Genomic DNA, 26,260 nt, shown 5'->3' on the forward strand with positions numbered 1-26,260 from the left:
AGGCCCGGAAGATCTCCATAGCTACAGGATGCTTTCGTCAGCGGTCAAAGTGCGGAGAGCGATGATCCGTGCGCTCCAGCGTCGGTGTCGCTTCGAAAGCGCCCTTGCTTGCAGGCCATGTAACCAGGTACTTCGCAAGGTAGTGGAGGTGGTCATCTGATCCGATCCGGTAGAGTTCCAGATCGCCATCCGAGGCGGAGTAATGGCCATAGAGAGCAACGATGGGATGCTTCGGGTCGAAGCGTGTGTCTAGGGTTACCTGCTCGGCGATACCATCCAGGATGACCTTGTAACGGGTGCCCTGCTTCTTCAGAATGCGGAAGGAGCTGTTGCCGTCGCCGGAGGATTCGAGGCCGTTGCCCATGAGAAGGACCTCCGGAGTGCCGTCACCATCGAGATCCATCAGCTTGATTCGTGCCTCCCAGATTGCTTGGTGCCACTCGGATCCAGGGGAGATGCGCTCGCTCCAGTTTTTGTCGCTCACGAAGGCGTCGTAGCTCGCTTTGAAGATGGCGTCGCGTTCCGCGCGGGAGAGAGGCGCAGTCCTTAAGGTAGGGTGAGCCGGCCAGCCGCGGCTGAGTTTCCAATTCCATTTGTATGGCTCATGGAAACCTGTTTGTACTTGTGCGGCTGCAGAGGCTAGAAGGAAAAGGATGATCGCCGGATAGAGGGGGCGCAGGGATCTGAGATGGGGTGTCACGGCTTACACCTATAAGTAACGCGGAGCGGGCAGGGTCATTCCGACTATAGAGAGAATGTCATAGGCTCGCGCGTTGGGAAAGAGCCAAGAGGGCGGGCGATAGTGGTGGCACGATATCGCGTGCTTTCAGCCCGCTACACTCCCCTGACACTCTACCCAGGGCGACGCTTTCCTCGACGCAACGTGCTTCGCTCGTTGCGCGGAGTCCGCTTGCCCTGGGCTGGTATATCTCGGGCCGTTGGCCCGAAGGGGTGTCATACTCCGTTTTCCGGCAAATTGCGTTATGTGAAGCGTATTGGGAATAAAACTGGTTCTGATTGGTGCTTGTTTGCGGCCCCGAGTCTGCTGCTACTTCCAAGAGCAGAAGCAGATTCCCTCCGGGAATGACAACAAGAAAAGCAAAACCCAAACCCAAACCCAAAACCCAAAACAGAAACGCATCTATAGGGGTTCTGTTCTCTTCCGGTGCAGTTGTCTTCGTCGCTTCGCCGACGTGGGTGGGAGGCGGCGCTGATGTCGTAGCTGCTACTCTGTTGCAAACGGAGAGTCAAAAGAATGCTTGATGTTCATCCACCTCACCATGGAATCTCTGGGGTTCGCGATTTCTTTATTCACCTGCTTACGATCACGGTCGGGCTGCTGATCGCCCTCGGGCTGGAGGCCGGCGTGGAGGCGGCACAGCATCGCCACGAGCGCAAGGAGGCGGAAGCGACGCTGCGCGAGGAGTTGACGCAGAACCGGGTTACGCTCGTGTCGATGGAGAAGGAGACCAATCGAGAACTCGATGCGCTTGCGAATGTGCTGAAGTTTCTGGAGGATCTTCGTGAGGGCACGAAGGGTGATCCCAAAGTATGGGACTGGGACTTTAATGTAGAACCCTTGCAGAGCGCGGGTTGGCATACCGCGGCCGCTACCGGCGTCTTGAGTTACATGAATTACGGAGAGGCGCAGCGATTTTCCGCGGCGTATCAGGAACAACAGTTCTTCGAAGAGGCGGTGGCGAAGGCCTTCAGTGACGATGAACTCCTGGCGACCTACATCGTAAAAGGACGCGACCCGCGTGAGATGAAGCCGCCAGACATTGAGAGCGCGATTGGGCATGTGCGGCAGGATATGGCCGACATTCGAACGATGTCCGACATTACGCGCGCTACGTTGACTCTGTACGACAAGGCCTTGAAATAGTAGGAGTCGCCAGGGCGCGTTTCGTATGGGGCGGTCGTTCCAGATGTGGGTTTCTGCGAAAGTAGTCAGAGTAGGTAGCAGGGGAACGAAGATCGTGTGTTTCCGTAGCTTCCTCTACAACGCAAGCATCTGCTAAATGCTGAGGTTTCTCCGCTCCCGTTGGTCGGTCGAAATGACAGGGTTGGGGGTCTATACGGTCGTCTTCCCTGCTTCGTCGACGAGGCGTTGGAAGAGGGCGCGGGAGGCGGAGCTGATGTCGTAGCTGCGCTCCGGATGCCATTGCACGCCGATGAGAAACTGCGGCGTGAGAGCGGGGTCGTTCTCGACGGCTTCGACGACGCCATCGTCCGGGCAGCGCGCTACGATGCGCAGGCCGTCGCCGGGAATCGCAATCGACTGATGGTGGCTGGTGTTAATGGGGAGGCGCAGATAGTCGTCGACCAGCGGCGCTTCCGTGGGTTCGAGCAGCGAACCGAGCACGCTGAATTCGGAGATCATCGCCGTATGCGCGATAGCGACCGAGCGACCGGCGGAGTGGTTGACCGGCAGCGGGCTGAGGTCCTGTACGAGCGAGCCGCCGCGCCAGACGTTCAGCGACTGCACGCCGAAGCAGATACCGAGCACCGGCTTGGTGTGGGCGGCTGCGTCTTCGAGCAGAAGATTGTCCATGGTCTCGCGTGCGGGGTCAGCGGGCGAGGTGGCTGGATCGGGTTCGGCGGTGTAGCGTGTGGGATCGAGATCAGCGGGGCTGCCGGGAAGGACGACTCCCTGGCAGGTTGCCGCAAGCTCTTTGATCTGTGCGGGCGACAGGGTGAGATCGATCTGTACGGGCTCTCCGCCGGAGCGGGAGACCGCCTCGGCGTAGGCCGGCCACGAGCGCTGGTTGTAGGAGAGGTCGGTGCTGGTGGGTACGGGAATGGCGATGCGCGGTTTCATGGCTCTGGTTCGATGGTAGTTGAAAGCGGGAGTGTTTTCTGGTTATTCGTAGTGCCCACACTTATTGAAGCCATCCTGCGCTCGGGAGGCTTTTAGATCCGCAGGACGGCCTCTTAGACGCCAGGCCTGGTAGTAGCCATGAATTACGTTGAGACCGGGGGCCTCGGAGAAGCGCTCGTCGGACAGGATGCGGGCCACGAAGAAGGTGTGGCTGCCGATCTTGTGGATCTTCTCTACTTCGAGCTCTCTTACTCGCAAGGCGAAGACCGGCACAGGGATATGGAATGTGGACGAAGGCTTCGTCGCGAAGGGTAGTTCGTTCCAATCAACGGATTGCCTGAAGTGGTGCGCGGCAAATTTAAAAGCTATGGACGAGTGCGAGAGTGGCACACTGCTCAGGGCGATGCGTCCGGTTCGTTCCACAAGATGTGCGGCCCGCCTGGAGTCTTTCAGGGCAAAGCCGAAGCGGTCGTTGCCAAGGTCTCCCATGATATTCATCGGGAAGATATTGCCGCCTAGTTCATCCTGGATGCTGCCGAGCATGACAGGGTGTGGGCGGATGAACGACACCATCGCGGCGCGGCGGTGAAGAGAGGACATCGTAACTCCAGAGGTATTCACCGTTGCCCACTGCTTATAGGCGTGCAATAAATAATGGGCATAGAGCTGCAGCTTCGGCAGGCAATCATTCTTTGCGTTACGCGGCACGAATAAAAAGAATTCCGAACCGGCTGCCGGGATCGTTTCTTTCCATGTAAGTCCGATCTCACCCAGCACGCGCTTCTGTCCGCTTCGTTCGCAAAACTTTAGGGACAGGCGATCGCGGTCTTTACCCGCAGGTGCTCTGCCTTCTTCGAAGGGAAGGCAGAGCACAAAAGGGTCGGAGCACGCGGTAGAGTACCGGTAGGTGACATCTACGGGTGTACCCATCCCATGCAGCCATAAGGCAATCTCTGTCTGCGGCTCGACGATTCCTACGGTGAACTCCTCGGGAAGCGCGGTTTCGCCGAAGAAGAGATGCTTGAGCGCTCTGCGGGTTTTGGGAAGGATCGACATGTTTTTGCCTGCTCTGCTGGCAGATAGTGTTTGTAGTCGTACTGGCGAAAAACGGGAGAAAGCAGGTTCCTCGCTGCGCTCGGAATGACAAGCTAGAAAAGCAAGTACAAAAGCAAAAGCAGATTCCCTGCGGGAATGACAAACCAGAAAAGCAAGAACAACTTTCAACGAGTCGCAGTGCTATAGCTTTCGTGAAGCTTCTTTACATCGGTAAACGATCAGATGGCCCGTCGCCCTTGATACGCGCATTCTCTATTAACAACGACACCAGTTCCGTGCTGTGCCTTTTGTATCGCCAGGCGGCATAGTGTCCATGAGCTACAGCCCACTCCAGGCCTTCGGCGAAGAGCTCGTCGTGGACGATACGTGCCGCAAAGAAGGTATGGCTCCCAAGCTTGGGAATGATTTCAACTTCCATCTCCCTCACTCGCAGGGAGAAGATAGGGACCGGAACTCGGAATGCCGTCGATGGTTTTGTTGCGAAAGGAAGGTCATGCCAGTGAATGGATTTTGTGCCATGATTCGGGCCGAGGCGATAAGCGACGTCAGCCTGCGGCATCGGTATGCTGCTCAGCGCAACACGTCCGACACGTTCTACAAGGTGCGCGGGAAATTTCGAGCCTTTTAGCGAGAATGCGAAGTAAGAATCGTCGATCTGCCCCATCACGTTCATGGGGAACATATTTCCCCCGGACTCTTCGAGCACACTTACCAGCATGATCGGACGAGGGCAGATGAAGATTACCTCCATTGCACGGTGATCGAGGGGCGTCATCTTAAAGTTAAAGCTTTGGTCACCGCCGGTGCGCCATATCGAATAAGCAGCGCGCAGACGGTGGGCCCAGAGGCGCAGCCGCGGCAGACAGTAGTTCTTCGCGCTCGTGACCTCGAAGAACATAAGTTCCGGGCCGGACGTGGAAGAGGCCGCAGTATATTTCAGACGGAGTTCGCCCAATACACGTTTCCTGCCATCGTGTTCACGGAGCTTCAGCGATAGGCGACTACGTTCTTTTTCACTGGGCACGCGGTCTTTATCGAACGCGATACATACCGTGAACGGAGCGGCGCAGGCCATGGAGTGATGGAAGGTCACGTCCCGGGGTGTGTCCATTCCATACAGCCACACGGAGACCTCGGCCTGTGGGCTTTGCAGCCCGAGAAAGAATCGCAGAGGAACCCTCATACTGCCGAATACAAAATTCGCGGCGAGCCTGCGTAGTTTTTTAACGATCGACATACGAATGTTCTCCGAGGTTCGTGCGAGTAGCTTTTATGGATCGATCTAATTGATTTTTTATGGATTGGTTTAATTGATTGATGCGATAAAGTCGCTCTATCTCGGAGGCGCTCACGAATTTATGATCGTGCCAGCCCGAGGGGAGCTTTTCCTTCAGCCTGAAAGACCTATAGTTTTGGCCTATCAGTGAGGGCATGGATGGCTCCGCTCGATCTACGCCGACGGAGTAGAAGAAGTCTTTCGTCGTGCGTTCGATGTTGTCGAGATAGCAGGTCAGCGCTTCGGGGGAGAGATCGGACATGGCGTGAATGCTGAAGGTAATAGCGACGCTCGATGACGGCACCTTTTCCATCTCGAACAGAGGCATTAGGATTACGTCTACCTGGGAGATCGACTCTTCGGTCAGAGGCTTCTCGCCGTAGAGGAGAAAGGTGAGATGAGGGAGGGCCTTCATCAGATAGTAGGAGGTCAGTGCGATGCTCTCGGGGACATCGAAGTCGAGGTATTTGATTCCGGGCCGGTCGCGAAGCAGATAGTAGGCTGTACCGCCGAAGCCGCCACCAATCTCAACGACAGTCGATGTTCCGGATTGGAGCAGGTCGGCCAGTCTGTGGGCGCAGTAGTGCCGAAAGTCGGAATGCACACTGACGAGGGTTCCATCGACCAAGGCTCCGAAGGGGTTGCCGACATCAGGCGTGGCGAGGTCGTGCAAGGGGTAACGGCCTTCGGTTCGCGACTGCCAATGGTCGATGCGATAGAGGGTGTCGGATAAGTAGACGCGGCGATGAATATCTTTCATCGTCGAGCCGAAGTAGTTCCTGGTCATGCCGTAGGGCACACTGACCAGACCGGTGGAACAGGGGTCGCGAAAGAAGTTGCTGTAGATGGCGCGCAGAGCTGTAATGTCGCGGGTCATCAACGCATGCATCACGGGGCGCAGACTCCGCTGCTGTATCTCTTCCCACCATCGGGTGGCTTTGTAAACATCGGGCGCGGTGTGCTGCTGGGCTATGTTCTCGAGGTGCTGCTGCGCGGCGGTTGCGATGTAAGCGGTGCAGATTCGATCGAGAAGTGCGGTGTCGTCGTCGCTCGTATTGAGGCGGGAAGCAAAGCCTTCGGTAATGCTCTGGAGGTTGTAGCGAGGATCGTGGGCGAAGCTGCGCTCACCGCGCTCGGCGAAGCTGCGCATGTCCATACGCGTCGCGACGAGTTGCTGCGTGGCGCGTATGGACCGTAATGGCTGGAGCACATGTTTGAATTTGAGCACGGGAGACTCCGAGGCAGGCTGCAGGAACAAGACTATGGATTGAAGAAGCGCATGAGAGCCTGTTCGTCTTCCTTGCTCAGGTTGGCGCGTACACGCATATGCTTGACTACCGTTCCAGAGATGCTGGGGGAGAAGCCCTGCGGCGCATTGTGGCAGCGCTCACAGTTCTGCGCGAAGACCTGCTGGCCATCACGAGGTTGTGTCGCGTGTACGGCTTTGACCTTCGCGGGTTTCTGGTTGGTAGTGGTTGCGGCGGAGTTGGGGTCGGACGTCTGAGAAGAGAGTGGGCCCGCAGCCAGTAATAAAACACCCAGGGAGACGGCTGGAATATTCTTCGTAATATTTTTCAGTAGGTTGTTCATTATTTTTTACCCTTCCAGGTGGGAAAGAGAAAGCGATAGATGAGAGCCGTCTCCCAGATATTGACATTGCCTGAAGAAGAAAACTGCCGCGCGTAACTGGTGTTCATGCGCACCTCATGCGGCAGGTGATAGTCCAGGCCGAAGTCCACCCGCTGCGTATTTTGCGCAGGCAGTTCGTCGTTGTTATCGGGACTGTTGCGGAATGTCTGCTGAATGCGGAAGATCGGCTCCAGCCTGCCGATAGCGCTGTTCTCGCCGTGGAACTGGGAGAGGCGATAGTCGGTCTCGACCCAGTAGCCCTGGGAGTGCGGGCCGTGGGCGTACTCGGAGCGAAGCTTCAGCGGAATGTTTGCGGGCTCCCACCAGACGTGGGTTCCGATGGCGTTCATCTTGTCGTGCTCGAGCAGACGGCCATAGGAGGTTCCAATTTCAAGCCGCGCTTTCGGCAGGTAGAGCTCTACCTGCCCGCCCGTAGAACGGGATGAGTTGATCTGGAAGTCGGTACTGCCGGCGGAAAAATACGTCGCATAAGTAATCGAATAATTTTCGTTCGAGACAATGTTGCCGCGAATCTGTCCGCCTGTGCCGGAGCCGCTTCCTGGATTGCCAATGCCATAGATCAACGGGGCATCCTGCAAAGGATTGATCCAGATAGGAGAGAGCCGCTCGTTGTAGGTGCCGAAGGGAATAAGGGAGAAGCCGCCAACAAGCGTTACGTGCGAGTTCAGAAAATAGTCCGCCTGCGCATAGGCCACTCCGACATGGAATTGCGTGTCGTACCCGGTGTGCGGCTGTGGGTTGATGCTGTCGACGATGTAAGCACGCGACTCGAACAGAAGATGCTGGCCGACGGGCGCTACCAGCACGGGAGTTAGTGCAGGTTGATAACTTGTATTGCCACCGGTGGTGTTCGTTGTGAAACTTCCGGCGCCGGAGATTAATGGGACGTCCTGGGCCACCAGGGCGGATGCGAGGCAGAGCGCACCCATTGAAAGCAGCGCGATGGCGCTGCGATGCGAGAGTCTGATGTTTCTTAAAGGCGTTAGATAGCTCATCGTGATTTCAAGCTATCGAACGGCTCAATGAAGTGTGTCCGGGAAATGTCTGAAGGGTGTCATCGGTTTGTCATCGATGAGGTTTCACCCTGGTACAGCTTCAGTTCATCAACGCAGTCATGCTCAGCGGCCGCATTAATTACCGACAGATTTGGCTCATCCTCTCTATCGCACCGCCGACATTGCGGCCCGGAACAACTGCTCGAAGTCGCTGGCTACAGAGGTATCCTTCGCGGCGGTCTCTACCGCCTTCTGCGCAACGGGGCGGGGGTAGCCGAGGTTGACCAGTGCGCTCAGTACGTCGTCGGCGACGGCGCCCAGGGACGGTTTGGCGCCGGTCTCGGGTACGGAGCCGACCATGTCGTCGAGTTTGTCCTTCAACTCCAGGACTACGCGTTCGGCGGTCTTCTTGCCGATGCCGGGGATCTTCGTCAGCGTCGCGTGATCGCCTGCGCGGATGGCCCCGACCAGTCGTTCGGCGCTGATGCCGCTTAGAACGGTGATCGCTAACTTGGGGCCGATGCCGGAGATGGTCAGCAGCTTCTCGAAGAGGCGCTTCTCGGTCAGCTCGGCAAAGCCGAAGAGCGCGAGCGCATCCTCACGCACATGGGTGTGGACGTGCAGCTTTACTGCCGAGCCCTCCGCACCGAGCTCGGTGAAGGTGGAGACAGAGATGGCAAGCTCGTAGCCGACGCCGTTGCAGTCGACGATGACGGCGTTGGGGGATTTGCTGAGAATGAGTCCTCGTAGATGGGCGATCACAGGGCGATTCTACTAAGAACAGGAAGGCAGGAAACAGCAAACAGCAAACAGGAAACAGGAAAAGCGGCTGCACGGTGCTATTGGAGCGGGTTTGGTACGTTTTGTTTGCTGCTTTCTGTTTCCTGCTTTATCGCCTGTAGTCTAAATATCGATGTCCACACCGCACCCCAGTTCGCTTGATGCCGATACCATCGTCGCCGTTTCGACGCCGCCGGGGCGGGGTGGGATTGGCATTGTGCGGCTGGCGGGTCCGCAGGCGCTGGCTGTCGCGGCGCGGCTGCTTCAGCTGGCGCAGCCGCTGGAGCATGCGCGTGCACGCTTTGCGCGCGTGCTCGATCCGGAGAGCCCGGAGGCTAAGACGCTCGATGACGCTATTGTTACTGCGTTCCTTGCGCCGCACTCCTATACCGGCGATGACCTTGTGGAGATTGCCGCGCACGGCTCGCCGGTCATCCTTGAGGCGATCCTGCGCGCGGCGCTGGCGCAGGGAGCGCGTCTTGCTACGGCGGGCGAGTTTACGCAGCGAGCCTTTCTCTCTGGGCGGCTCGATCTCACGCAGGCCGAGGCGGTGCACGATCTGATCGCCGCGCAGACGCTGGATCAGGCGCGCGTTGCAGCGCAGCAGATGGGTGGAGCGATGAGCCGGCGCGTTGCCCCGGCGAAGGAATCGCTGCTCTACCTGATCGCGCTGCTCGAAGCTGGAATGGACTTCGCGTCGGGTGAGTTGGATGACGTTGACGTAGTACCGCCTGCTCAGATTGAAGCAGCGATCATTGCTGTGATCACACCGCTGGAGGTTCTGGCTGCTAGCTTTCGTCGCGGGCAGATGATGCGTTCTGGAGCTTCCCTGGCGCTGGTGGGGCGGCCCAATGCGGGCAAGTCGTCACTCTTTAATCGGCTGCTGGAACGCGACCGCGCGATCGTGACGCCGCTGCCCGGCACTACGCGCGATACGGTCGAGGAGTCGCTCGCGCTGGGCGGCGTTCCGCTGCGCCTTATCGATACGGCGGGGCTGCGCCTGCAAGGCGATGCTCCGGCCGATGAAGCGGAGGCGATTGGCATTACGCGCTCGCACGAAGCGCTCGCCGATGCGGACCTGGTGCTGCTCATCCATGATGCTACGCAGACGATGACGGAGGAAGAACGCGCTTTGGCTGCGTCGCTTGAAGGCCGACCGCATCTGCTGGTGCTCAACAAGATCGACTTGAGGGATGCGTACGGACTCTCCAGCGAGGGGGCTTCGATTCTTACGTCTGCGCTCACAGGTGAGGGGCTTGATACTTTGCGTACGGCAATCCTGCGCGCGCTGCAGGCGGAGGGTGCTATTGCGGACTCTGGTGCACTGAACAATCTGCGTCAGCAGGAGGCGGTTGCCGCAACACTGCAGGCACTGATTGCGGCGCAAACGGCGAATGCGAATGGGCTGCCTCATGAGCTTGTGCTGCTGGATCTGCACACAGCTCTGCGTGCGCTGGACTCGCTTACCGGTGCGACTACGACCGACGATATTCTTGGGCGGATATTTTCGACCTTTTGTATTGGGAAGTGAAGTTCACTTTGCCTCAGGTAAGGTGCGGGAGAAGAAGTTGAGGGCTGTAAGCCCTGCCTATCTCGCCAATGCAGACGAGAAGGTTTCGCGGGTCTAATTTTCAGTTGGATGTTCCACGTGATTGATGACGAAGACTTTTACTGTCGCTTTCTGAGCTTCAAGTTTGAGTCCGAGTTGCTCCTGCAAAGCCTCCCGAAACGTCGGTCCTGATGGATCCGGATGGAATGTCTCGTCGGGTGGCAGAGGACCGTTCAGCTCAGGCGAGTATTCGAGGGTAAAGTCGAATGTCCCTGGCAGCCCCGTCCTGTCTACCAGCGGGTGTCCCAAGCTAGCTATGGCTAATGCGCTTAAAGCATCAGCGATAAAAGACAGGGTCGCATCGCGGGCCCCTAGTCGAAGCCGACCAGGGGAACTAGCTGGAAGCACGACAACTCCATGGCAGGCAGCAGGAAAGCCTCCTGAAACGGTTTCATTTGACTCAGCAGTCGGCGCAGTCTGTGGACACGGCTGCGTAGATGAGTGTGGCAAAAGGTTTGGCCCCGTGACTCTTGGCTTTGCGAGAACGAGCGCTAATACCCCGACTTCGCGGTCCTGCTTGTCGATCACCAGGCTGAATCGACTTTCAAGGAGGGACCTCATCATATCGCGCAATTGGTCTTTGCCTGGCTTGCCTTCTACAACCGCTGATATGTCGAATGACTCTGTTCTCACCCACTCTGGTACGTTGTCGGCTAAGTAATCCATCTGGTTATCCGTCAGATCGTAGGCAAATCCGACATACTGAAGAAGCCCCAAATGTGTTGCCCTGAAGTTTCCTCTGCGAGGCACGTAACTCCGGCCAGGCCCAATCGGAAAGTCTGATACCGGCCGCCCGGGTGACTTGTCGGACCTGATGGAAGCAACTTCAAAAGTCTCCTGAGACTTTCCAGAGGGACCATCCAAGGATTGCGCTGCTACGCTCGAGAGTAGATTCGCGAAAACTAATAGCGCCACGACGAGTCGCGCCCATGATTTTTTGCGCCGGAACGACCGACCTGCGACTGGTTCGATGCGCTTGAAGATCTCTGGGGCGATGTACCGCATGACCGATTCTCCGTTGAACTGCGATAGTCTTCTCGATCATAACGATGTCCCGCGTTACTATAGCCCGTTCGAGCGATCGGACGATAGTTCACTTGTGCGTACGTCTCATCGCGGTGATCCCGGAGCGCCTCATTCGTATCTATGGTGAGGCGATCGATGTCGGAGTTGCGGCAGTTGCAGAGTCGTCTCATCGGCGGTCGTCGAAGGGTGCTTTGGTACAACAAAAGCGTCGTAAGCAGGCACGAGTTAGGCGGCCTGCTTTGGGGGCCTGATCCTCATGCCATCGTTCCGCTGCGGAGTGCAGGAAAAGCCTTGACGCAACGGGCGCGGCGGTTCGCAACGGAACGCGACGGCATTTGTGGGGAATTTAAATACAAGTCGCATTGGATATGGCTTATCGGGTAGTGCTCGAAATCCTTGACAATCGATAGTCGAATGTCTACCCTTGCCACAATATCGAGGGTAGATTGTCTTCTATGGCGAAACAAACACAGCCGCGCGCAAACCTCTTGCAGGGCACGCTGGACATGCTTATTCTGCGGACGCTTCTGCATGGACCTGGACACGGTCACGAGATCGGGAAGCATATTCAGCGGACCACGAACGACTTTCTGCAGATGCAGCACGGGTCACTCTACCCTGCCCTGCATCGCCTGGAGGAACGGGGATGGATCAACGCTAAATGGGAGACTGCTCCCGATCGAAACCGCGAGTTCAAGTACTACCGGTTGACGGACAAGGGTAAGAAGCAGCTGGTGGTCGAAGAGTCGCAGTGGAAGCAGATGGCGGAAGCGGTGGCGCGCGTGATGTGGCCGACATCCGAGGAGATCTGAGATGAGATGGTGGCAGATACGGAAGCGCGATGCGGAGCTCCAGCGGGAGTTGCAATTGGCCATAGAACTGGAAGAAGAGGAGCTGCGTGAAAACGGCATGTCGGCGGAAGAGGCCCATTATGTAGCTCGGCGCGAGTTTGGCAACACGACGCTCATTCGAGAACAGACCCACGAGGCATGGGGTTCGGCATTTTTCGAACGTCTGTTGCAGGATGCTCGCTATGCCTTGCGGCAGTTGTGGAGGTCGCCGGGATTCAGCATCGTCGCGATGCTGACGCTGGCGCTGGGCATTGGTGCGACGACGGCGATCTTCACGCTGGTCTATGACGTGATGCTGCGTCCGCTGCCGTTCGCGCAACCGGACCGCCTGGTGACGATGGAAGAGAAGGTGGCGGAGTGGAGCAATATCAATCCAACATTTCCGGTGAGCGCGAACCACTTTGCATTCTGGCAGCAGCACAGCAGCAGCTTCGACTCGATGTCACTGATGCAGCAATGGGCCATGCCCCTTGGCGGCAGCGGACGGCCTTTGCAGATAGAGGCCCTGATGGCTACGCCGGGAATCTTTTCCGTGCTGCAGGTGCAACCGGCTCAGGGAAGAGGGTTCACGGTTGAGGAAGCGCAGACGGGGCAGGGGCATGTTGCGGTACTCACGTATGCCCTGTGGCGCAAGCAGTTCGATGGAGATCCGAACATTCTGGGTAAGACGATTTTGCTGGATGGGTTTCCTTACAAGATTATCGGCGTGATGCCGCAGTCGTTTCACATGCCTTCGGTACAGACCCTGGACAACCTTGGGAGTTCCAATCAGCACGTCCCGATCGGCATCCTGTTGCCGCTGGTGTTCTCGAAGGGGCGGCTGGCCGAAGTGATGGGTGATCTGAATTACTTCGGGCTGGCGCGGCTGAAGCCGGGAGTCTCGACCGCTGCGGCGAACGACGAACTGAATGCGCTGCAGCAGAGGATCTCCGCAAGTCTGCCTGCGAGTGAGAAGGCTGCCCTCTCTGCGACGATTACGCCCTTTCAGGTAAAGCTTGTAGGAGATAACCGAAAGCCGCTCATGATTCTGCTGGCGGCGGTAGCGGGGTTGCTGCTGGTGGGGTGTGTCAATATCACGAACCTGTTGCTCTCCCGCGCGATCAGCCAGAAGAGGCGATTCGCGGTGGCTGCCGCGTTAGGGGCAAGCCGTGCGGAGATGGTACGCATGGCCATTCGCGAGACCGCCATGTTGACCGTTCTGGGCGGTGGGCTGGGAGTTCTGTTGGCAGCGGGTCTCGTTCCGAGCATGCAGCGATATCTGCCTCCTGCGCTGAATTTTCGAGAGTCTCTGCATCTGGATTGGGCTGGAGTAGGATGCGCGCTTCTGCTGGCGGTGCTGGCAACACTGGCAGCGGGAGCAACGCCGGCGTTCATCGTGTCCAATACAGCTCCGCAGGAAATTCTGCATAGCGACTCGCGTCTGACCAGCGAATCGTCGAGAAGCTACGGCGCTCGTCGCATTCTGATTGCCGTTGAAGCTGGGGTGAGTGTCGTTTTGGTACTCACGACGGGACTGCTCATTACGAGCGTGGCGAAGCTGATGAAGGTAGATTCCGGATTTACAACGGAGCGGACAATGACGGCGACGGTGAATCTGCCCGCAGAGTCCTATCGCGATGACCAGCATCGCGCGGCGTTTTACCGCGAACTCCTTGTGCGTATGAATGGGTTGGCGGGTGTGGAGCATGCAGCCTTCACGAGTGTCCTGCCATTGGCTGGAGGCGGATGGGGAGCGATGGCAAGAGTTACGGGAGACAGTCGACCGGATCCGCAGTTGCCGCTGGAGAGTGTTCGCGCTGTGAGCCCCCAATATTTTCCAGCCATCGGGCTGCGGACGATCTCTGGGACAATCTTCGGCGAAGGGCACTGGGAGAAGAATCTGGCCTTGGTTTCAGAGAAGACAGCGAAGACGCTATGGCCGGGAAAAGATCCGCTGGGGCGGCAGTTCAACCTGGGAGATCCAGCTACCGAAAAACCATTCACGGTGGTTGGCGTGGTCGCGGATGCCCGGACAGTCTCGTTGGAGAAACCTGACGATATGGTGATTTACGTGCCGTACTGGTATCGCTCAGAACCGATGGGTGGGCTGGTGGTGCGGACTCATCAGGACCCTTCGGAGATGGCGGAGGTGATTCGGCAGGCGATTTGGGGAGTTGATCCAGGTGTGCCGGTTCCGACGGTGCGGGCGCTGGGTGGCCTCGTTGCAGATTCGGTGGCGAACCGGCGCTTCGAGATGGATCTGCTGCTGCTCTTTGCGGTGAGCGCGCTTTTTCTTGCAGGGCTCGGCATCTATGGGGTGCTGACGTATTCGGTCTCGCAGCGCTATCGCGAGATGGGATTGCGACTGGCTCTTGGAGCGCAGCGGGCGAGTCTCTATGGGCTGGTGCTTCGCGATGGGCTAGTACCGGTTGCCATTGGTGCTGCGGCTGGAGTTGCTGTGGCCTTCGCATGGGCGCGTATGGTCAGAGGCTTGCTTTTTCAGGTCAGTCCCTATGATCCGGTGCTGAGTGCTGGTGCGGTTGGAGTGTTGTTGTTGGTCGGGGCAATGGCGTGTCTGTTGCCGGCGCGGCGGGCTGCAGGTGTCGAACCGATGCAGGCATTGCGCACGGAGTAGGCAGGTGCGATGCATTTGGCTCAATTCCGTTTGCGGTTGAGGGAATACGAAAGAGAGCAATTTAGTCGTTGCGGCTGCGCCTCCACTCCAGCGTTACCACCCAGCGAGCAAAAGCGGCTCGCTGGGGCCCGGTTCTTCGGCAGAGAGGTAGGCTCCTGCGGAGCGGCTTTTTACGGCTTGGCTGAAGCCAGACCCTTCCGGGATTTGCGTCGCCGTACAGCAGGGGTGATGCAACCAAAATACAGGGGTCTTGATGCGCGATACGAACGTTGTGCCGCGCATTGCCTCAGAGATTCGTGCAGCCACCAATGCGGGGTCCCTTAGCTGTTCTTCGGATGTTGTCGAAAAGGCACTCAATCACGCTTTCGTGGTTTCGTGAGTGCCTCTGCAAAGACGGCGGCTGTCTGCCGACGTGTCTCTGACATGGAAGGCTCCAGATGAAGGAGATTGCTGGCAAGCCCATGCTCTCGAAGAGTGCCGGCGAGCTGGGTTTCGTAGGACCAGAAGCGTGCTCCGTCTGCTCCGAACAGCACTCCCGTAATCGTGACAAAGTTCGTATCCGGCGCTGAGGCGGCGGTCATGAAGTTGGGCTGGAACGGCTGATAGTCATCCCGCTCTGTGACCATGAGAACCGCATCGAGGCCGAGATGCTGCAGCGCCTGCGCCAGATCGGGCGAGGGTCGCGTGAAAATGTCGGATGAGAGAACAGAGTCGCATGCCTCCGCCATCGTATGACGATTCTCGTGTGTCTTCATGAAATCCATCAGACTTCCATTGGGAAGCAATGTAATGGATCGGGTGCGCGATGTAAGCTCGTGGGCAAGATACTGCTCTGCGAAGGGATCGGGAAGCTGGCCAGATAGATCGAAGCAGCCTTCGGTATCGAACTGCACGGTAAGAATGGCCAGCCTGGAGGAGCGAAGGTCCAAAGGAGCGGGCTGTGTCTCCACGACTCCACTTTCGGTAGTGATCGTTGGGTCGGTGTACAGAGAAAGATACAGGGCTCCCGAGAGACCACTCAACAAGAGAAGCAGCGCAATGCCGGTAAGCACGGGGTGACGGCGGATCACAGATCGTCGAAGCATGTCCTCTGCCATCGTTCTTCTTTTCTCCTTCATGATTGGTACTGTCGGAGCATCGATCAGGCGTCCAATTCATATTCGGAAGTATTGGCAACGGAATGACTCAAGGGGCGTCCTGTCGGATCGATTGCCGACTCTGGAGTCAGCGTCCGCAATGCTTAATGGCACTTGCGAAGTTCAAGATTTCCGACGATGTGAGCGTCACCTTGCGAACACTCAAATCGCGCGTGCCCAGCAAGCTCTCGAATGCCGTTGAACACGGTCCTGTCATATTGAATGTCGACATCCCAGAGCGAACATTGTTGCCGGTTAAAGGTGACCTCTTTGTCGCTGTTGGGTATTTGCACGGTCACATGCTCCACGCCGGATTCGGGCTGAACGATGCGCGCTGCCAAAGCCGGATTGGTGCGATCGGAGAGGCTAACGCCATAGAACATCCGCGCCTGACCCGACACGCACTCGGAAGCGTACATTGTCCAGTTCCCGCCGGTGCCGCTGGACGCCAGCGTTCCACGGGCGCCATCAAAGTAGTACTGCGGGTGAGGGTCATCCGGAGCGGTCAACCAGTCGTGTCGTGCCTTCATCATGTGCTTCGGCAGCGGTCCAATCAAAGCCCAGATACTCACGATCACGAGTGCTGTCGTTGTGATCAGAATCCGTCGAATAACGCGCCACCATCGGGTCCAGGCAGACGGGGTTTCGGAGTCAGGTAAGAGCATCGGATGCTTCAATTACGACCTCACGTCAGGATTGCAGCGGAATGCGCAAGCTGGCTAAAAGCGTAGCATCACCTGCATCGGAGGGAACACCAGTACTGTATGGGACCATCTCAAGAAACGGGCTCTTATGTACGCTAACGAAAAACAGGCATCTGAAAACACATGAGCATGTCCTTCCCAATCTGGTTTGCGATTTGGCTTGTGCTCGGCCATTTCTGGCCGGTAACGCTGGTTGCCGCTGGCTTGCTGGCCTTTGTGGCTGTGCGCTGGGCCGGAGTGGTCCGTATCCTCAGTGCGATATTGTCCTGCGTGCTGATCCTATGCGTGGCCAGCTATGGATATTTTGATCTTGCGTCCACGCGTGCACGCAAAGCACAAGACGAATACGAGGCGGCGGAACGGAAGCGCCTCACCGTGACGCTCATTACAGATACCGTCGTAGAGAACACCGAGCCTCCGCTCAATGCTACTGGCACGCTGCCTGCAGGTACCACGGTGGAGTGGAACACGGACAAGCACGACTTCTTCTACTGGGCCGACCTGCACAGCCCGGCCCGCTTCGCGGGCGTTCTCTGGCAAGGCCATCTGGAGCACAATGCACAGGGGTTCTGGTCCGGTACCCTTTCTGGAGACCAGACCTTCGGTTCGTGGCATTGCAAGGGCGGAGGAAACGCACAATTCGACTACCACAACGAACTCATGAGCTGCATTCTGGCGCAGGATTACCACGCCGCCAAGCAGATTTTCCCGGCCGGCTTTGAACTGGAAAGTATTTCTCAGACCAAGTTCACGGTTCCTGAAGGTGGTGTCCTCTATCTCTCGGAAATCGGCCTAACACTCATACCTCATCAGGTGGTTTATTTGGACGAGAGTGGCCACATCGGATCGGTCACTCTGAATCCATTCGATGAAATGCAGCCCGATCCCGTTCTACCCTTCCGCGGCGTGCCCCTGCACAGCGGGTTCGAGTATGCCTACGCCCACAACGATCCGGCCCAGCCGCTGATCGGCATTCGCGTCGAACTGCGAGATGACCTGAACTGCGTCGGCCGCACTCTGCCGATAGGCACGGAAGTGATCCTGCCTCTCACAGGCGACAGCCTAACGCTGGATTCAGAGCAAGACCGCAACCAGCAAGTTCCGGGGTGTCTCCATTAAATGAGACACAGGACAAATCGTCACCGCGACGAAGCAGGATGGCATTCATCCTCCATTTGTTACTTGCCCGGTGTATTCAGCGCGGTGATGCGTGCCTGCGCCAGCAGGTAGGTCGACATGGGGTCGATGTAGGTGTGGTCGTCTAGTTCGTGGGCTTGGACTTTGCGGTAGGCGCTCAGGGCGGCGTCGCGTGCGCCGTACTGTTCGTAGATGAGTCCCAGTGCGTACCAGACCTCTGAGTTCGGCTCTGTCAGGCTGCTGGCGGCCATGGCCTGGTCGAGCACCTGGCGGGCCTCCGTGGTGCGGCCCTCTGCGGCGTAGATGCAGGCCAGAGTGTGCAGGTCAGCAAAGCTGGAGTTCTTGCTCTGCATGTTCGACTGTTGTGCGGCCTTGAGCTCTTCTTCGCCGAGGTGCTGGTCGAAGAGTCCCAGCCATGCGTAGCCGTTGTAGTCGTTGGAGTTGGCCTTGCCGGAGTCGAGAACGGCTTGTGCTGCCTTGCGTGCCGCGGCGTAGTTGTGCGCGCTCTCGTAGGCGCGGACTTGTTCGGAGAGCAGATCGTGGTCTTTGGGACGTTTCTCCAATCGTGGCGTCAGCATCGCGAGCCATGCGGCGGAGTCGCCCTGCAGAGCATAGGTCTGGCCGAGAAGTTCGAGGGCTGTCAGTGAGTCGGGCTCCTGGTCTAACAATCGCTTGGCTGCGGGTAGTGCGATAGCGGGCTGCTCCGCGCCGGTTGCGGCGTAGGCGATCAGGAGATCGAGGTCGGTCTGGTGTTGGCCGCTGGCTTTCTCGCGGTCCTCGGCCAGTTCGGCGAGATAGGGCTTTGCGTCTATGGATCCCGCGAGCAGAGAGAGCGCGGCGAGGCGCATGGCTGCGGGCGAATCGGCGTCGGGCTTGGAGCTGTCGACGGTCCAGAAGCGCGGGAAGATCGGGCCGGCGAAGGCATCGTCGCCGCCTTGCTTGTGGAGGAGGTCACGCTTCCAATCGAGGATCGCTTTGGCCTGTTTGGGATTGTTGTGGGCGAGTGCGAAGAGGACGGCGTTGCCGAAGTTGCTGCTGTCGGTGTCGCCGCCAACGAGGCGATAGGCTCCATCTTCGCGCACGACGAAGGAGTGCATGGGAGTGCCGCCCGGGGTCTGGACGAGGATGGGATGGCCCGTCGCGTCGTCGCCGCTGGCGCTGAAGGCCATGTTGCCGACCATGAAGTCGAGAAGCACGATCTCGGACATGCCGTCCGCGCGGGCGACCGGGCGGAGGGAGCCGGAGGAGAGGAGGGTCTTCTGCACGTCGCGTTCGAAGGCTGCGTCTGAGGTGTAGGAGTGGCGGCTCAGGGCGGCGGCAATCGTGTCATGCGTTAATGTTCCGGCGAAGAGGCCGAAGGTGACGCTCTGCATGGGCGCGGCGGGATCGGAGGCCGGCAGCGGAGCCAGTGAGGCCGGATGGAGGGCGCGATACATCTCGATCTGCCGCGCTGTCGTTGGAGCATCGCTGCCTGTAGCGATGCCTGCTTTGAGCACCTCGGAGGCTTCGGGATAGAGCCGCAGTTCGGCCAGGAGGGCGCCGGCGGCGAGAAGATTCTTGTTGCGGTCGGCGGAGGCTACGTTGCCTTTATCGGCTTGCGCGATGCCTGCTGCAGCTCCGTGCTGCGCAACGGCGGAGACGATAGACAACGCGGCCCGCGTGTTCGTGAACGGCAGGGTCGCGAGCGTGCGGTCCACTTCGGCGTACTGCTTGGCATAGAGCAGGGCGTAGAGGAGGTTGTCCTGGTCCTGTGCGTTGGCGGCGGGTTCCTTATCCTTGGTTCGCTCGATCAGGTCGCGATATTGGGCGATGGCCGCGGTCAGGTTGGAGTCGTCGCCATAACGAATTCCGCGCGGGCCGAACTCGTAGAGCACGGCGAGATCGAAGCGCGGATCGTTGTCGTCAGGGTCCAGCACGCTCGCCTGTTTGTAGGCCGCGATGGCGCCGGCGAGATCGAAGCCTTTGCCAAACTGTACGCCGAGGCTGTCGTGTTGCAGCGTCCAACCAAGATTCAGGAAGGCGACCGACGACTTGGGGTCGAGCTCGATGGCGCGATGTGCCTCGGCGCGCGCTCCATCGCCGATGCCGGCTTGGAGCAGCGCTGTGGAGAGGCGGACATGGTGCAGGGCATCGGAAGGATGTGCGGCGATGAGGGCGCGGTCCGCGTCCAGCGCGGCGCGGATGTGGCCTTCAGCCAGCGCCTTCGCGCCGACCTGGTCGAAGTAGATGCCTACGTAGTCGCGCTTATTGAGCTCCAGGACGGCGGAGCGCATGGCCAGGGCCTGGTCGGTGGTCAGTACGCCGGAGCCGCTATCGAAGCGGAAGCTGGCAGTGATGACGCCTGGTTCGGAGTCGCTGTAGGTCTCGGTCAGAACAGCGTCGCCTAACGGCGTTGTCTTGTTGGGGGGCAGGGAGCGCAGCACAAAGCCGTCGGGAATGAGGATGCGGACGCGGCGCTCGTCGAGGAATGGATGAAAGACATAGCCGGGTGCGCGGCTCTGCTGTGCCAGCTCGAGTTCGTGTTTGGTTTGAGAGGGAGTATCCGGCCCTACGACCGGTGGCGGAACGGAGAACCAGCGAGGCAGGCTGTTGATGGCGAAGTTGGGAAAGACGACCACGAGAGCTTCGTTCATCTCGGTGTCTCCGCGGCGAGCGCCCTCGATATCCAGAGAGAGGCGGAAGGGATGCGACAGGTCCTGGGCGTCGCCATGCGTAACCTTGGTCAGAGACTTCGCGAGATAGCTGCTTTGGACGTAGCCTTCGAGGTTCTGGTGAATCTTGTCGGTGTCCGTGCCGCCGTAGATGGAGCGATAGTTCGCATCGATAGCGCCGCCGGTCTCGGAGGTTTCGACGACATGGGCAGGCCCTTTTTCCGAGAGTGTGAAGACGCGGGTCTCTACCAGGGTGGAGTCCTGCGGGCTGGGGTCAGTCGTGCGCAGCAGACCGGTGGTCTCCGGCGCGATGACGAGGGCCATGCGGCCTTCGTCGTCGAAGGGCAGCGTGCCCGGCTGAAATAACGCCGCAGTGGCGTCGATCCAGAGCGCCGGTGCTGCGCCGGAACGGGGGACATACACGATGGCGTGATCGAACTGGTTCATCCCCGGAAGCTCTGGCGTGACGTCGATGCCGGGCCCGACAGAGAGCAGCGCGAGGTTGGCCGGGATGTTGGCGGCGCGCAGCATGGCGACGAGCAGCGTGGCTTTGTCCTTGCAGTCGCCATAGTGGCGGTGGATGACCTCGGAGGGACGCTGCGGCGTGAGCCGGGCAGCGCCGAACTCGACGCCGGTGTAGCGGACTTCCTGGTGCAGCCGCGCAACGATGGCGCGGATACGCTCGATGCGGTTCGAGGGAAGATTGGTGGGGAGAATGGACTGCGTGTCGGCGGGAACGGTCTGAGGATCGGACAACGTGGCATAGGCTGCGGCCACTGCCTTCCACGAAGCTCCGGTTGCGAACTCGACCATCGGGGTGTCGGGTGTGTTGGTCTCGAGATCGATGTCGGAGCCGTGCAGCGCGGGAATCGAGGTCAGCTCATAGACGATGTGGCGTCGTCCCGATACTTCGGAGCGGTTGATCGCGAGTGTCGGCAGATGATGAACGGCATCCTTATAGGGAAGCGTTGAGGGCAGATCGACGATCACTCGCGAACGCGCCATGGGCACGTTCTGGCGAAAGGCGAAGTGGTAGAGGCTGCCGCCGGTGAAGTAGGGCGTCTTTTCCTCAACCGCTTCGGTCTCCTCGATGATTGCGCCTACGGAGATTCCCGGTAACGGCGCGCGCCGCACGTGCGCGGAGGAGAAGGTCTCGTCATCCTCGGCCTTTACAGGAGCGTCGGTGATGGTCTTCTGGTCGAGCTCTGCGAAGTGGCTGTCGGTCTGGAGCACGCGCGCGTGGAGCTGCACGGGCTTTTCGTACCAGGGGTCCCAGTCGGCTGAGACCTCCGACCAGTTGTCGATGGCGGCGGCGGAGTCGATGCGATAGATCAGGCGGTGCTGGTAGAAGAGCGTGCCATCGTCTGCGATGCGGTAGCTGCCCTCTTCGAGCAGGACCTGGACGTCGTAGCTATGGTCTGCGGGAATGGCGGAGGAGGCGGCGCGCAACTCTTCTACAGAGGAAGCAAAGGGTGCTCCGTTGAAGGCGGTGGCCTCGGTGGTTGGAGTGGAGGCAGTTTGGGCCGGCAGGGGCGCAGAACTCATGAGCAGAACGGAGAGAAAGGCTAGTTTGGCAAGGTGCGGAAGGTGTGGCATGGGAATCGTTCGCTCAATCGGGAAGTGTAGCTCGGAGCGAAGGTATCACGACGTGGGAGTCTTCGGCGCAAATTTTAGGGGTTGGTATAGGGAGAGTTATGGAGGGGTCTTCGCCGTCATCCTGAAGCGTAGCTGAAGGACCCCCGCATTCGTGCCACCACAAAGGCAAAGCGAAACACCACCAATGTTTGTGATGCGCTTTGCGTCTGTGCCACCCCGAATACGGGGGTCCTTCGCCTACGGCTCAGGATGACGACGAAAAACAAACAACGGCAAAGACAGACGCGAAAAGCCGGATTCGTGGAATACTCAACTGCAAATCGCTATGGAAGACTTTGTCCTCGTTGTACTCGTGCTTGCCGTTTTGTGGCTCTTTATAAGGACGCGGGGCCGTGCCGCTGACCGCAGGAAGCTGGCGGAGCATAACGACCTGATTGGCCGCCTGCACCAGCGCGTTCTTTTGCTGGAGGAGGCCGCTCGCGCTGCGTCGCCTGCAACACAGCAGCCTGTCGCGGAGCCGATTGTGCGCGGAGGTCCGTTCCCTGCCGCTGTGGTGGCCACTTCGGCCGAGCAAGGCGTGCCTCAACTGCTGGAGCCGCTAGTCGTGGCTCAGACTGTAGCGGTGCCGGTGTCTGTGTCAGTTGACGCCGTGCCGCAGGACATTGTGTTGCCAATGCCGAGTGCACCTTACGAGACGGCTTCGGCTGCTGAGGCTGCTGAGCTTCCGACAGAGATACCTGCAGCGCATGTCCCTCCGCCGCCACCACCGCCGAAACGGCATGTGTCGTTCGAGGAGCGCTTTGGCCAGAACTGGCTGAACAAACTTGGTATCGTCGCGGTGGTCATCGGACTTGCGGGAGGACTCGGTCTTTTGCTGCGTACGATTGGACCCGCTGGCAAGAGTGCCATCGGGATCGTACTCAGCCTCGCGATATTGGGTGGAGGCATACTGCTGGAGCGCAAGCAGCAATACCGCATCTTTGCGCGGGCGCTGATCGGCGGCGGTTGGGCGCTGACCTTCTTCGTTACCTTCGCGCTGTATCACGTGGACGCGCTGCAGGTGCTGCAGTCGCAGACCGTCGACCTGGTGTTGATGTTGATCGTTGCGGCAGCGATGGTGGCGCATTCGCTGAAGTACAAATCGCAGGTCGTCACCGGGCTCGCGTTTCTGCTGGCGTTCGTTACCGTCGGCATCAGCCACGTTACGATGTTCAGTTTGGTTGCAGGCGCGTTGCTGGCCGTGGGGCTCGTCTATGTTGTAGCGCGTGAGTACTGGTTCGAGCTCGGGCTTGCGGGGCTGGTCGGCGTTTACCTGAATCACTTCCTCTGGCTGCACCGCGTGCTGCCCGATGGCGGCCAGCCGGGCCATCCGTTCCCTGGGTTTATCGGCAGCGCAGCGCTGTTGCTGTTCTACTGGCTGATCTTCCGGCTGTTCTATGTGTTGCGTGTGCCGAAGACACGTACTCAGGAGTTGGTCTCGTCGTTCTCGGCGATCTTAAACTCCGTTGGCCTATTGTCGCTGCTCAAGTATCAGTCGTCGCATCCGGAGTGGGCGTTCTACGGGCTGCTCACCCTTGGTGTTGTAGAGTTTGTCTTCGCCTTTGTGGCGCGGCGCAGGTGGCGCGGGGCGTTCATCGTGCTCTCGAGTATTGCGTCCATTCTGTTGCTCGCTGCAGTTCCCCTCCGCTTCAACGGATCGCACTGGACGCTGCTCTGGCTGCTGGAGGCTGAGGTCCTCTTCATCGCTGGGCTGCGCATGAAGGAGATCGTCTTCCGGCGGCTGGGCGTGATCGCCGGTTTTGTTACGACGGCGCAGTTGTTGGTGGCAGGCGTTGCTCCACTCGTCGACTTTCGTCAGGTTCAGGCGGACGCCACTCATCATCTGCACCTCGGGATTACGCTCTCTGCGGCTGCGGTTCTGTTCTGGTTCAATGCAGAGTTCTGCACCCGGCGCTGGAGCTTTATCGTTGCCGACGAGATCGATCGTGCGGGGCTTGGTTTTACCTCGTATATGGCGCTGGGGGTTGCGACGCTTGCGCTGTGGGTCTTTTTTCCGGGTGCGTGGACGATTCTTGCGTGGCTGGTCGCGGTTCTGGTGCTGGCATGGTTTGCGGATCGGCTCTCGTCGCGCAATCTTGCTACACAGGCCGATATTTTGGCCGCGGGTGCGATCCTGCGCGCGGCCACTGTTAATCTGTTCGTCACAGATCATTGGCACGGGCTTTCACTACGCGCCATTACCGTTGCGCTGAGTGGTGTGTTGCTCTATGTAGCGATGCGGCGCAAGACACGCGCGCATGGGATTGTGGCTGACTACATCGCCCCTGCCTACTCGTGGGCGGCGGCGGCACTGATCGGTACGCTGCTCTGGTATGAGCTGGAGCCCATCGCTGTGGCGATTGCGTGGGGTGTCTTCGGGTTGCTGCTATTCGAGGTGGGCACGATGCTGCGGCGTAACTACCTCCGTCATCAGGGGTACGCGCTGCTGACGGCGAGCTTCGTGCGCCTGTGGTTCTCCAACCTCAATGTTGGCGATGCATCTCACTTCCTCAGTCCGCGGCTTTACACCATACTGCCGCTGATCGCGGCGTACTTTTGGGTCTATCAGCGGTTGCATGCGGAAGAACAGCGTGCCGAGTTTCCAGTTTCGAGCTTCGAGAGGAATGCGGGTGTCGTAGCCGCGTGGTTTGGTACTGTCGCGGCATCCGCACTACTTTACTTTGAAGTGCGGCCGGATTGGGTCGGCATCGCCTGGGCGCTGTTTGCGCTGGGGCTTATCGCGCTTGGCTGGTGGCTGCAGCGCACGCTGTTTGTCGCGCAGTCTCTTGTGCTGCTGCTTGCGGCGGCGGTTCGCGAACTGATGTTCCACCTCTTCTCGCCGGAGCCGCTGGCGACTGCGTTTACCAGCTCGCGTGTCTTCTGCGTTGGAGCAGCCTGTGCGCTGATGCTGCTGGCTTTGCCACTGGCGTTTCGGGTGCGCAGCCAGCTCGCGCCGCAAGCCGCGGCAAAGTCTGACTGGCGCAGGTACACGCTCTTCCGTCCGGAGCAGCCGTTCTTCTTTACGCCGCTGGTACTCATTGCCGTGCTGCTGTTCATTCAACTGCATGCCGGGATGATCACCATGGGATGGGGGGTGCTTGGACTGCTCGCATTCCTCTTCGCGCTGACGGTAGGAGAGCGCAGTTACAGGCTTGCGGGGCTTTCGCTGTTGATGCTTGGGGTCTGCAAGATCATCATCTATGACATCTGGCGTATCTCCCTCACGGACCGGTTTCTTACACTCATCGTGATGGGCGCGGCGTTGTTGCTGGTGTCGTTCCTGTACTCGCGCTACAAAGAGACGGTCCTTAAATTCTTATAAGTTCTTGCGGAATTTTTACTATGAAGCGCTGGCTCCCTCTTTCCATCATTGTTATCGCGGGCATTCTTGCGATCGTTGCCGTGCAGTGGCAGCGCATCTCTGCGCGGCCGTCTGCGCAGAGCCTTCTCTCGGCTGCGGCTGATGCGCAGCATGAGATGACGCGGGTTCCCGCGCACTTCGACCGCATGTCCGATAGCGACGAGATTGCGCTCGGGGATCAACTCGCGAGCGAGTATGCCGAGCGCTGGGTGTCGCCCAAACAGGATGCGGCAAAGAATCACGCCATTGAGGCTTACCTGCAGACTGTTGGAGAGCACGTCTCGACGGGCGCGCGGCGCAGGTTGCCGTACAAGTTTCACTACATTCCGGATTCCGATTTTGTGAATGCGTTCGCGCTTCCCGGCGGGCATGTCTTCGTCGGCCAGGGACTGCTGGCGCTTATGCAGAGCGAGGATGCGCTCGCCGCCGTGCTGGGGCATGAGGTGGAGCACATCGACCTGCGCCATTGCGCGGAGCGTATGCAGACGGAAGCGCATCTGCGTAATCTCGGAGCGCTGGGCGATGTCGTCGGGCTGCCGGTTGAGGTCTTCCTCGCCGGCTACAGCAAGGAGCAGGAGATGGAGGCTGATCGTGACGGGACTGCGCTTGCGGTAAAGGCGGGATACTCGCCGCTAGGCATTCTGCAACTCTTCGGAGAGTTCGAGAAGCTGGAGCAGAGGGGTACATCTGCCGGGGACAAGCCTGCTACTCCTGTCGATGAGGCTGCGCAGGTTTCGTTGCAGACGGTTGCAGGCTACTTTCGGTCGCATCCTCCGGCGGTGCAGCGGGAGCAGCAGGTGCGCGAGTTGATGCGTTCGCAGCACTGGGATACGCCGCCGTTGAGACGGTTGCGGAAGTTTTGAGGGGTAGTGTTATCCGCAAAGACCTAAAGATCTGGGTGACATGAGCGAAAAACGGGAGACAGCAGGTTCCTCGCTTCGCTCGGAATGACAACCAG

Annotated in this window: 19 protein-coding genes; 7 read left to right on the top strand and 12 right to left on the bottom strand. The window is 59.0% G+C overall.

Features of this window, described 5'->3' with window-relative positions:
* Positions 1-37 precede the first annotated feature (37 nt).
* Positions 38-700, bottom strand: coding sequence for a hypothetical protein (locus GSQ91_RS02620; RefSeq protein ID WP_158819706.1), 663 nt, complete (start codon positions 698-700; stop codon positions 38-40).
* 555 nt (positions 701-1,255) lie between these two features.
* Here GSQ91_RS02620 and GSQ91_RS02625 point away from each other — a divergent pair.
* The gene (locus tag GSQ91_RS02625) at positions 1,256-1,885 is read left to right on the top strand and encodes a hypothetical protein (RefSeq protein WP_158819707.1); all 630 of its coding nucleotides are present in this window, start codon (positions 1,256-1,258) and stop codon (positions 1,883-1,885) included.
* Positions 1,886-2,074: 189 nt separating this feature from the next.
* Here the strand turns inward: GSQ91_RS02625 and GSQ91_RS02630 are convergent, their stop codons facing one another.
* From GSQ91_RS02630 to ruvA, 7 genes are all read right to left on the bottom strand, one after another.
* On the bottom strand, positions 2,075-2,821 hold the full coding sequence (locus tag GSQ91_RS02630; RefSeq protein WP_158819708.1) for a gamma-glutamyl-gamma-aminobutyrate hydrolase family protein: 747 nt from the start codon (positions 2,819-2,821) through the stop codon (positions 2,075-2,077).
* 42 nt (positions 2,822-2,863) lie between these two features.
* Positions 2,864-3,877 (bottom strand): flavin reductase, encoded by a 1,014-nt coding sequence (locus tag GSQ91_RS02635; RefSeq protein WP_158819709.1) that lies wholly within the window; start codon positions 3,875-3,877, stop codon positions 2,864-2,866.
* Between the two features lie 202 nt (positions 3,878-4,079).
* Positions 4,080-5,114, bottom strand: coding sequence for a hypothetical protein (locus tag GSQ91_RS02640; RefSeq protein WP_158819710.1), 1,035 nt, complete (start codon positions 5,112-5,114; stop codon positions 4,080-4,082).
* Entirely contained in the window at positions 5,101-6,381 is a 1,281-nt protein-coding gene (locus GSQ91_RS02645; RefSeq protein ID WP_158819711.1) for a putative sugar O-methyltransferase, read from the bottom strand. Before GSQ91_RS02645 ends, GSQ91_RS02640 begins: the two co-directional genes overlap by 14 nt.
* A 32-nt stretch (positions 6,382-6,413) precedes the next feature.
* Positions 6,414-6,743, bottom strand: coding sequence for a cytochrome c (locus GSQ91_RS02650; RefSeq protein WP_158819712.1), 330 nt, complete (start codon positions 6,741-6,743; stop codon positions 6,414-6,416).
* Complete coding sequence (locus GSQ91_RS02655) at positions 6,743-7,798, bottom strand: hypothetical protein (protein ID WP_158819713.1); 1,056 nt, start codon at positions 7,796-7,798, stop codon at positions 6,743-6,745. The genes GSQ91_RS02650 and GSQ91_RS02655 overlap by 1 nt, the downstream gene beginning before the upstream one ends.
* A gap of 165 nt (positions 7,799-7,963) precedes the next feature.
* A complete protein-coding gene (gene ruvA / locus GSQ91_RS02660) occupies positions 7,964-8,560 on the bottom strand; it encodes a Holliday junction branch migration protein RuvA (RefSeq protein WP_158819714.1) in 597 nt (198 codons plus the stop codon).
* Between the two features lie 151 nt (positions 8,561-8,711).
* On the opposite strand from ruvA, the gene mnmE reads away from it, so the two are divergent.
* Positions 8,712-10,109, top strand: a complete 1,398-nt coding sequence (mnmE, locus tag GSQ91_RS02665; RefSeq protein ID WP_158819715.1) for a tRNA uridine-5-carboxymethylaminomethyl(34) synthesis GTPase MnmE — start codon at positions 8,712-8,714, stop codon at positions 10,107-10,109.
* 93 nt (positions 10,110-10,202) lie between these two features.
* Here mnmE and GSQ91_RS02670 read toward each other — a convergent pair whose 3' ends face one another.
* Entirely contained in the window at positions 10,203-11,192 is a 990-nt protein-coding gene (locus GSQ91_RS02670; RefSeq protein WP_158819716.1) for a TIGR03435 family protein, read from the bottom strand.
* A gap of 476 nt (positions 11,193-11,668) precedes the next feature.
* Between GSQ91_RS02670 and GSQ91_RS02675 the strand changes: the two genes are divergently transcribed.
* The gene (locus GSQ91_RS02675; RefSeq protein ID WP_158819717.1) at positions 11,669-12,025 is read left to right on the top strand and encodes a PadR family transcriptional regulator; all 357 of its coding nucleotides are present in this window, start codon (positions 11,669-11,671) and stop codon (positions 12,023-12,025) included.
* 1 nt (position 12,026) lies between these two features.
* The gene (locus GSQ91_RS02680) at positions 12,027-14,678 is read left to right on the top strand and encodes an ABC transporter permease (RefSeq protein WP_158819718.1); all 2,652 of its coding nucleotides are present in this window, start codon (positions 12,027-12,029) and stop codon (positions 14,676-14,678) included.
* A 353-nt stretch (positions 14,679-15,031) separates the two neighbouring features.
* Here GSQ91_RS02680 and GSQ91_RS02685 read toward each other — a convergent pair whose 3' ends face one another.
* Entirely contained in the window at positions 15,032-15,775 is a 744-nt protein-coding gene (locus tag GSQ91_RS02685; RefSeq protein WP_158819719.1) for a hypothetical protein, read from the bottom strand.
* 143 nt (positions 15,776-15,918) lie between these two features.
* Positions 15,919-16,479, bottom strand: coding sequence for a hypothetical protein (locus GSQ91_RS02690; RefSeq protein ID WP_158819720.1), 561 nt, complete (start codon positions 16,477-16,479; stop codon positions 15,919-15,921).
* Positions 16,480-16,647: 168 nt separating this feature from the next.
* On the opposite strand from GSQ91_RS02690, the gene GSQ91_RS02695 reads away from it, so the two are divergent.
* Positions 16,648-17,637: a hypothetical protein gene (locus tag GSQ91_RS02695; protein ID WP_158819721.1), complete on the top strand. Its 990-nt coding sequence runs from the start codon at positions 16,648-16,650 to the stop codon at positions 17,635-17,637.
* 59 nt (positions 17,638-17,696) lie between these two features.
* On the opposite strand, the gene GSQ91_RS02700 is transcribed toward GSQ91_RS02695, so the two are convergent.
* Entirely contained in the window at positions 17,697-21,902 is a 4,206-nt protein-coding gene (locus GSQ91_RS02700; protein WP_158819722.1) for a DUF3857 domain-containing protein, read from the bottom strand.
* A 325-nt stretch (positions 21,903-22,227) separates the two neighbouring features.
* On the opposite strand from GSQ91_RS02700, the gene GSQ91_RS02705 reads away from it, so the two are divergent.
* Both GSQ91_RS02705 and GSQ91_RS02710 read left to right on the top strand, forming a co-directional pair.
* Positions 22,228-25,263 carry a DUF2339 domain-containing protein gene (locus GSQ91_RS02705; protein ID WP_158819723.1) on the top strand — a complete coding sequence of 1,012 codons (3,036 nt, stop codon included), beginning with the start codon at positions 22,228-22,230 and terminating at the stop codon, positions 25,261-25,263.
* A gap of 20 nt (positions 25,264-25,283) precedes the next feature.
* The gene (locus tag GSQ91_RS02710) at positions 25,284-26,165 is read left to right on the top strand and encodes a M48 family metalloprotease (RefSeq protein ID WP_158819724.1); all 882 of its coding nucleotides are present in this window, start codon (positions 25,284-25,286) and stop codon (positions 26,163-26,165) included.
* Positions 26,166-26,260 lie beyond the last annotated feature (95 nt).

Origin of the sequence: Granulicella sp. S156, assembly GCF_009766105.1 — a bacterium.
Classification (GTDB): domain Bacteria; phylum Acidobacteriota; class Terriglobia; order Terriglobales; family Acidobacteriaceae; genus Granulicella.

Excerpts from the sequence above, each read along its gene's own strand:
- GSQ91_RS02625 (WP_158819707.1), top strand. The coding sequence starts at position 1,256 with ATGCTTGATGTTCATCCACCTCACCATGGAATCTCTGGGGTTCGCGAT.
- GSQ91_RS02630 (WP_158819708.1), bottom strand. The coding sequence starts at position 2,821 with ATGAAACCGCGCATCGCCATTCCCGTACCCACCAGCACCGACCTCTCC.
- GSQ91_RS02635 (WP_158819709.1), bottom strand. The coding sequence starts at position 3,877 with ATGTCGATCCTTCCCAAAACCCGCAGAGCGCTCAAGCATCTCTTCTTC.
- GSQ91_RS02640 (WP_158819710.1), bottom strand. The coding sequence starts at position 5,114 with ATGTCGATCGTTAAAAAACTACGCAGGCTCGCCGCGAATTTTGTATTC.
- GSQ91_RS02650 (WP_158819712.1), bottom strand. The coding sequence starts at position 6,743 with ATGAACAACCTACTGAAAAATATTACGAAGAATATTCCAGCCGTCTCC.
- GSQ91_RS02655 (WP_158819713.1), bottom strand. The coding sequence starts at position 7,798 with ATGAGCTATCTAACGCCTTTAAGAAACATCAGACTCTCGCATCGCAGC.
- mnmE (WP_158819715.1), top strand. The coding sequence starts at position 8,712 with ATGTCCACACCGCACCCCAGTTCGCTTGATGCCGATACCATCGTCGCC.
- GSQ91_RS02670 (WP_158819716.1), bottom strand. The coding sequence starts at position 11,192 with ATGCGGTACATCGCCCCAGAGATCTTCAAGCGCATCGAACCAGTCGCA.
- GSQ91_RS02675 (WP_158819717.1), top strand. The coding sequence starts at position 11,669 with ATGGCGAAACAAACACAGCCGCGCGCAAACCTCTTGCAGGGCACGCTG.
- GSQ91_RS02680 (WP_158819718.1), top strand. The coding sequence starts at position 12,027 with ATGAGATGGTGGCAGATACGGAAGCGCGATGCGGAGCTCCAGCGGGAG.
- GSQ91_RS02685 (WP_158819719.1), bottom strand. The coding sequence starts at position 15,775 with ATGGCAGAGGACATGCTTCGACGATCTGTGATCCGCCGTCACCCCGTG.
- GSQ91_RS02690 (WP_158819720.1), bottom strand. The coding sequence starts at position 16,479 with ATGCTCTTACCTGACTCCGAAACCCCGTCTGCCTGGACCCGATGGTGG.
- GSQ91_RS02695 (WP_158819721.1), top strand. The coding sequence starts at position 16,648 with ATGTCCTTCCCAATCTGGTTTGCGATTTGGCTTGTGCTCGGCCATTTC.
- GSQ91_RS02700 (WP_158819722.1), bottom strand. The coding sequence starts at position 21,902 with ATGCCACACCTTCCGCACCTTGCCAAACTAGCCTTTCTCTCCGTTCTG.
- GSQ91_RS02705 (WP_158819723.1), top strand. The coding sequence starts at position 22,228 with ATGGAAGACTTTGTCCTCGTTGTACTCGTGCTTGCCGTTTTGTGGCTC.
- GSQ91_RS02710 (WP_158819724.1), top strand. The coding sequence starts at position 25,284 with ATGAAGCGCTGGCTCCCTCTTTCCATCATTGTTATCGCGGGCATTCTT.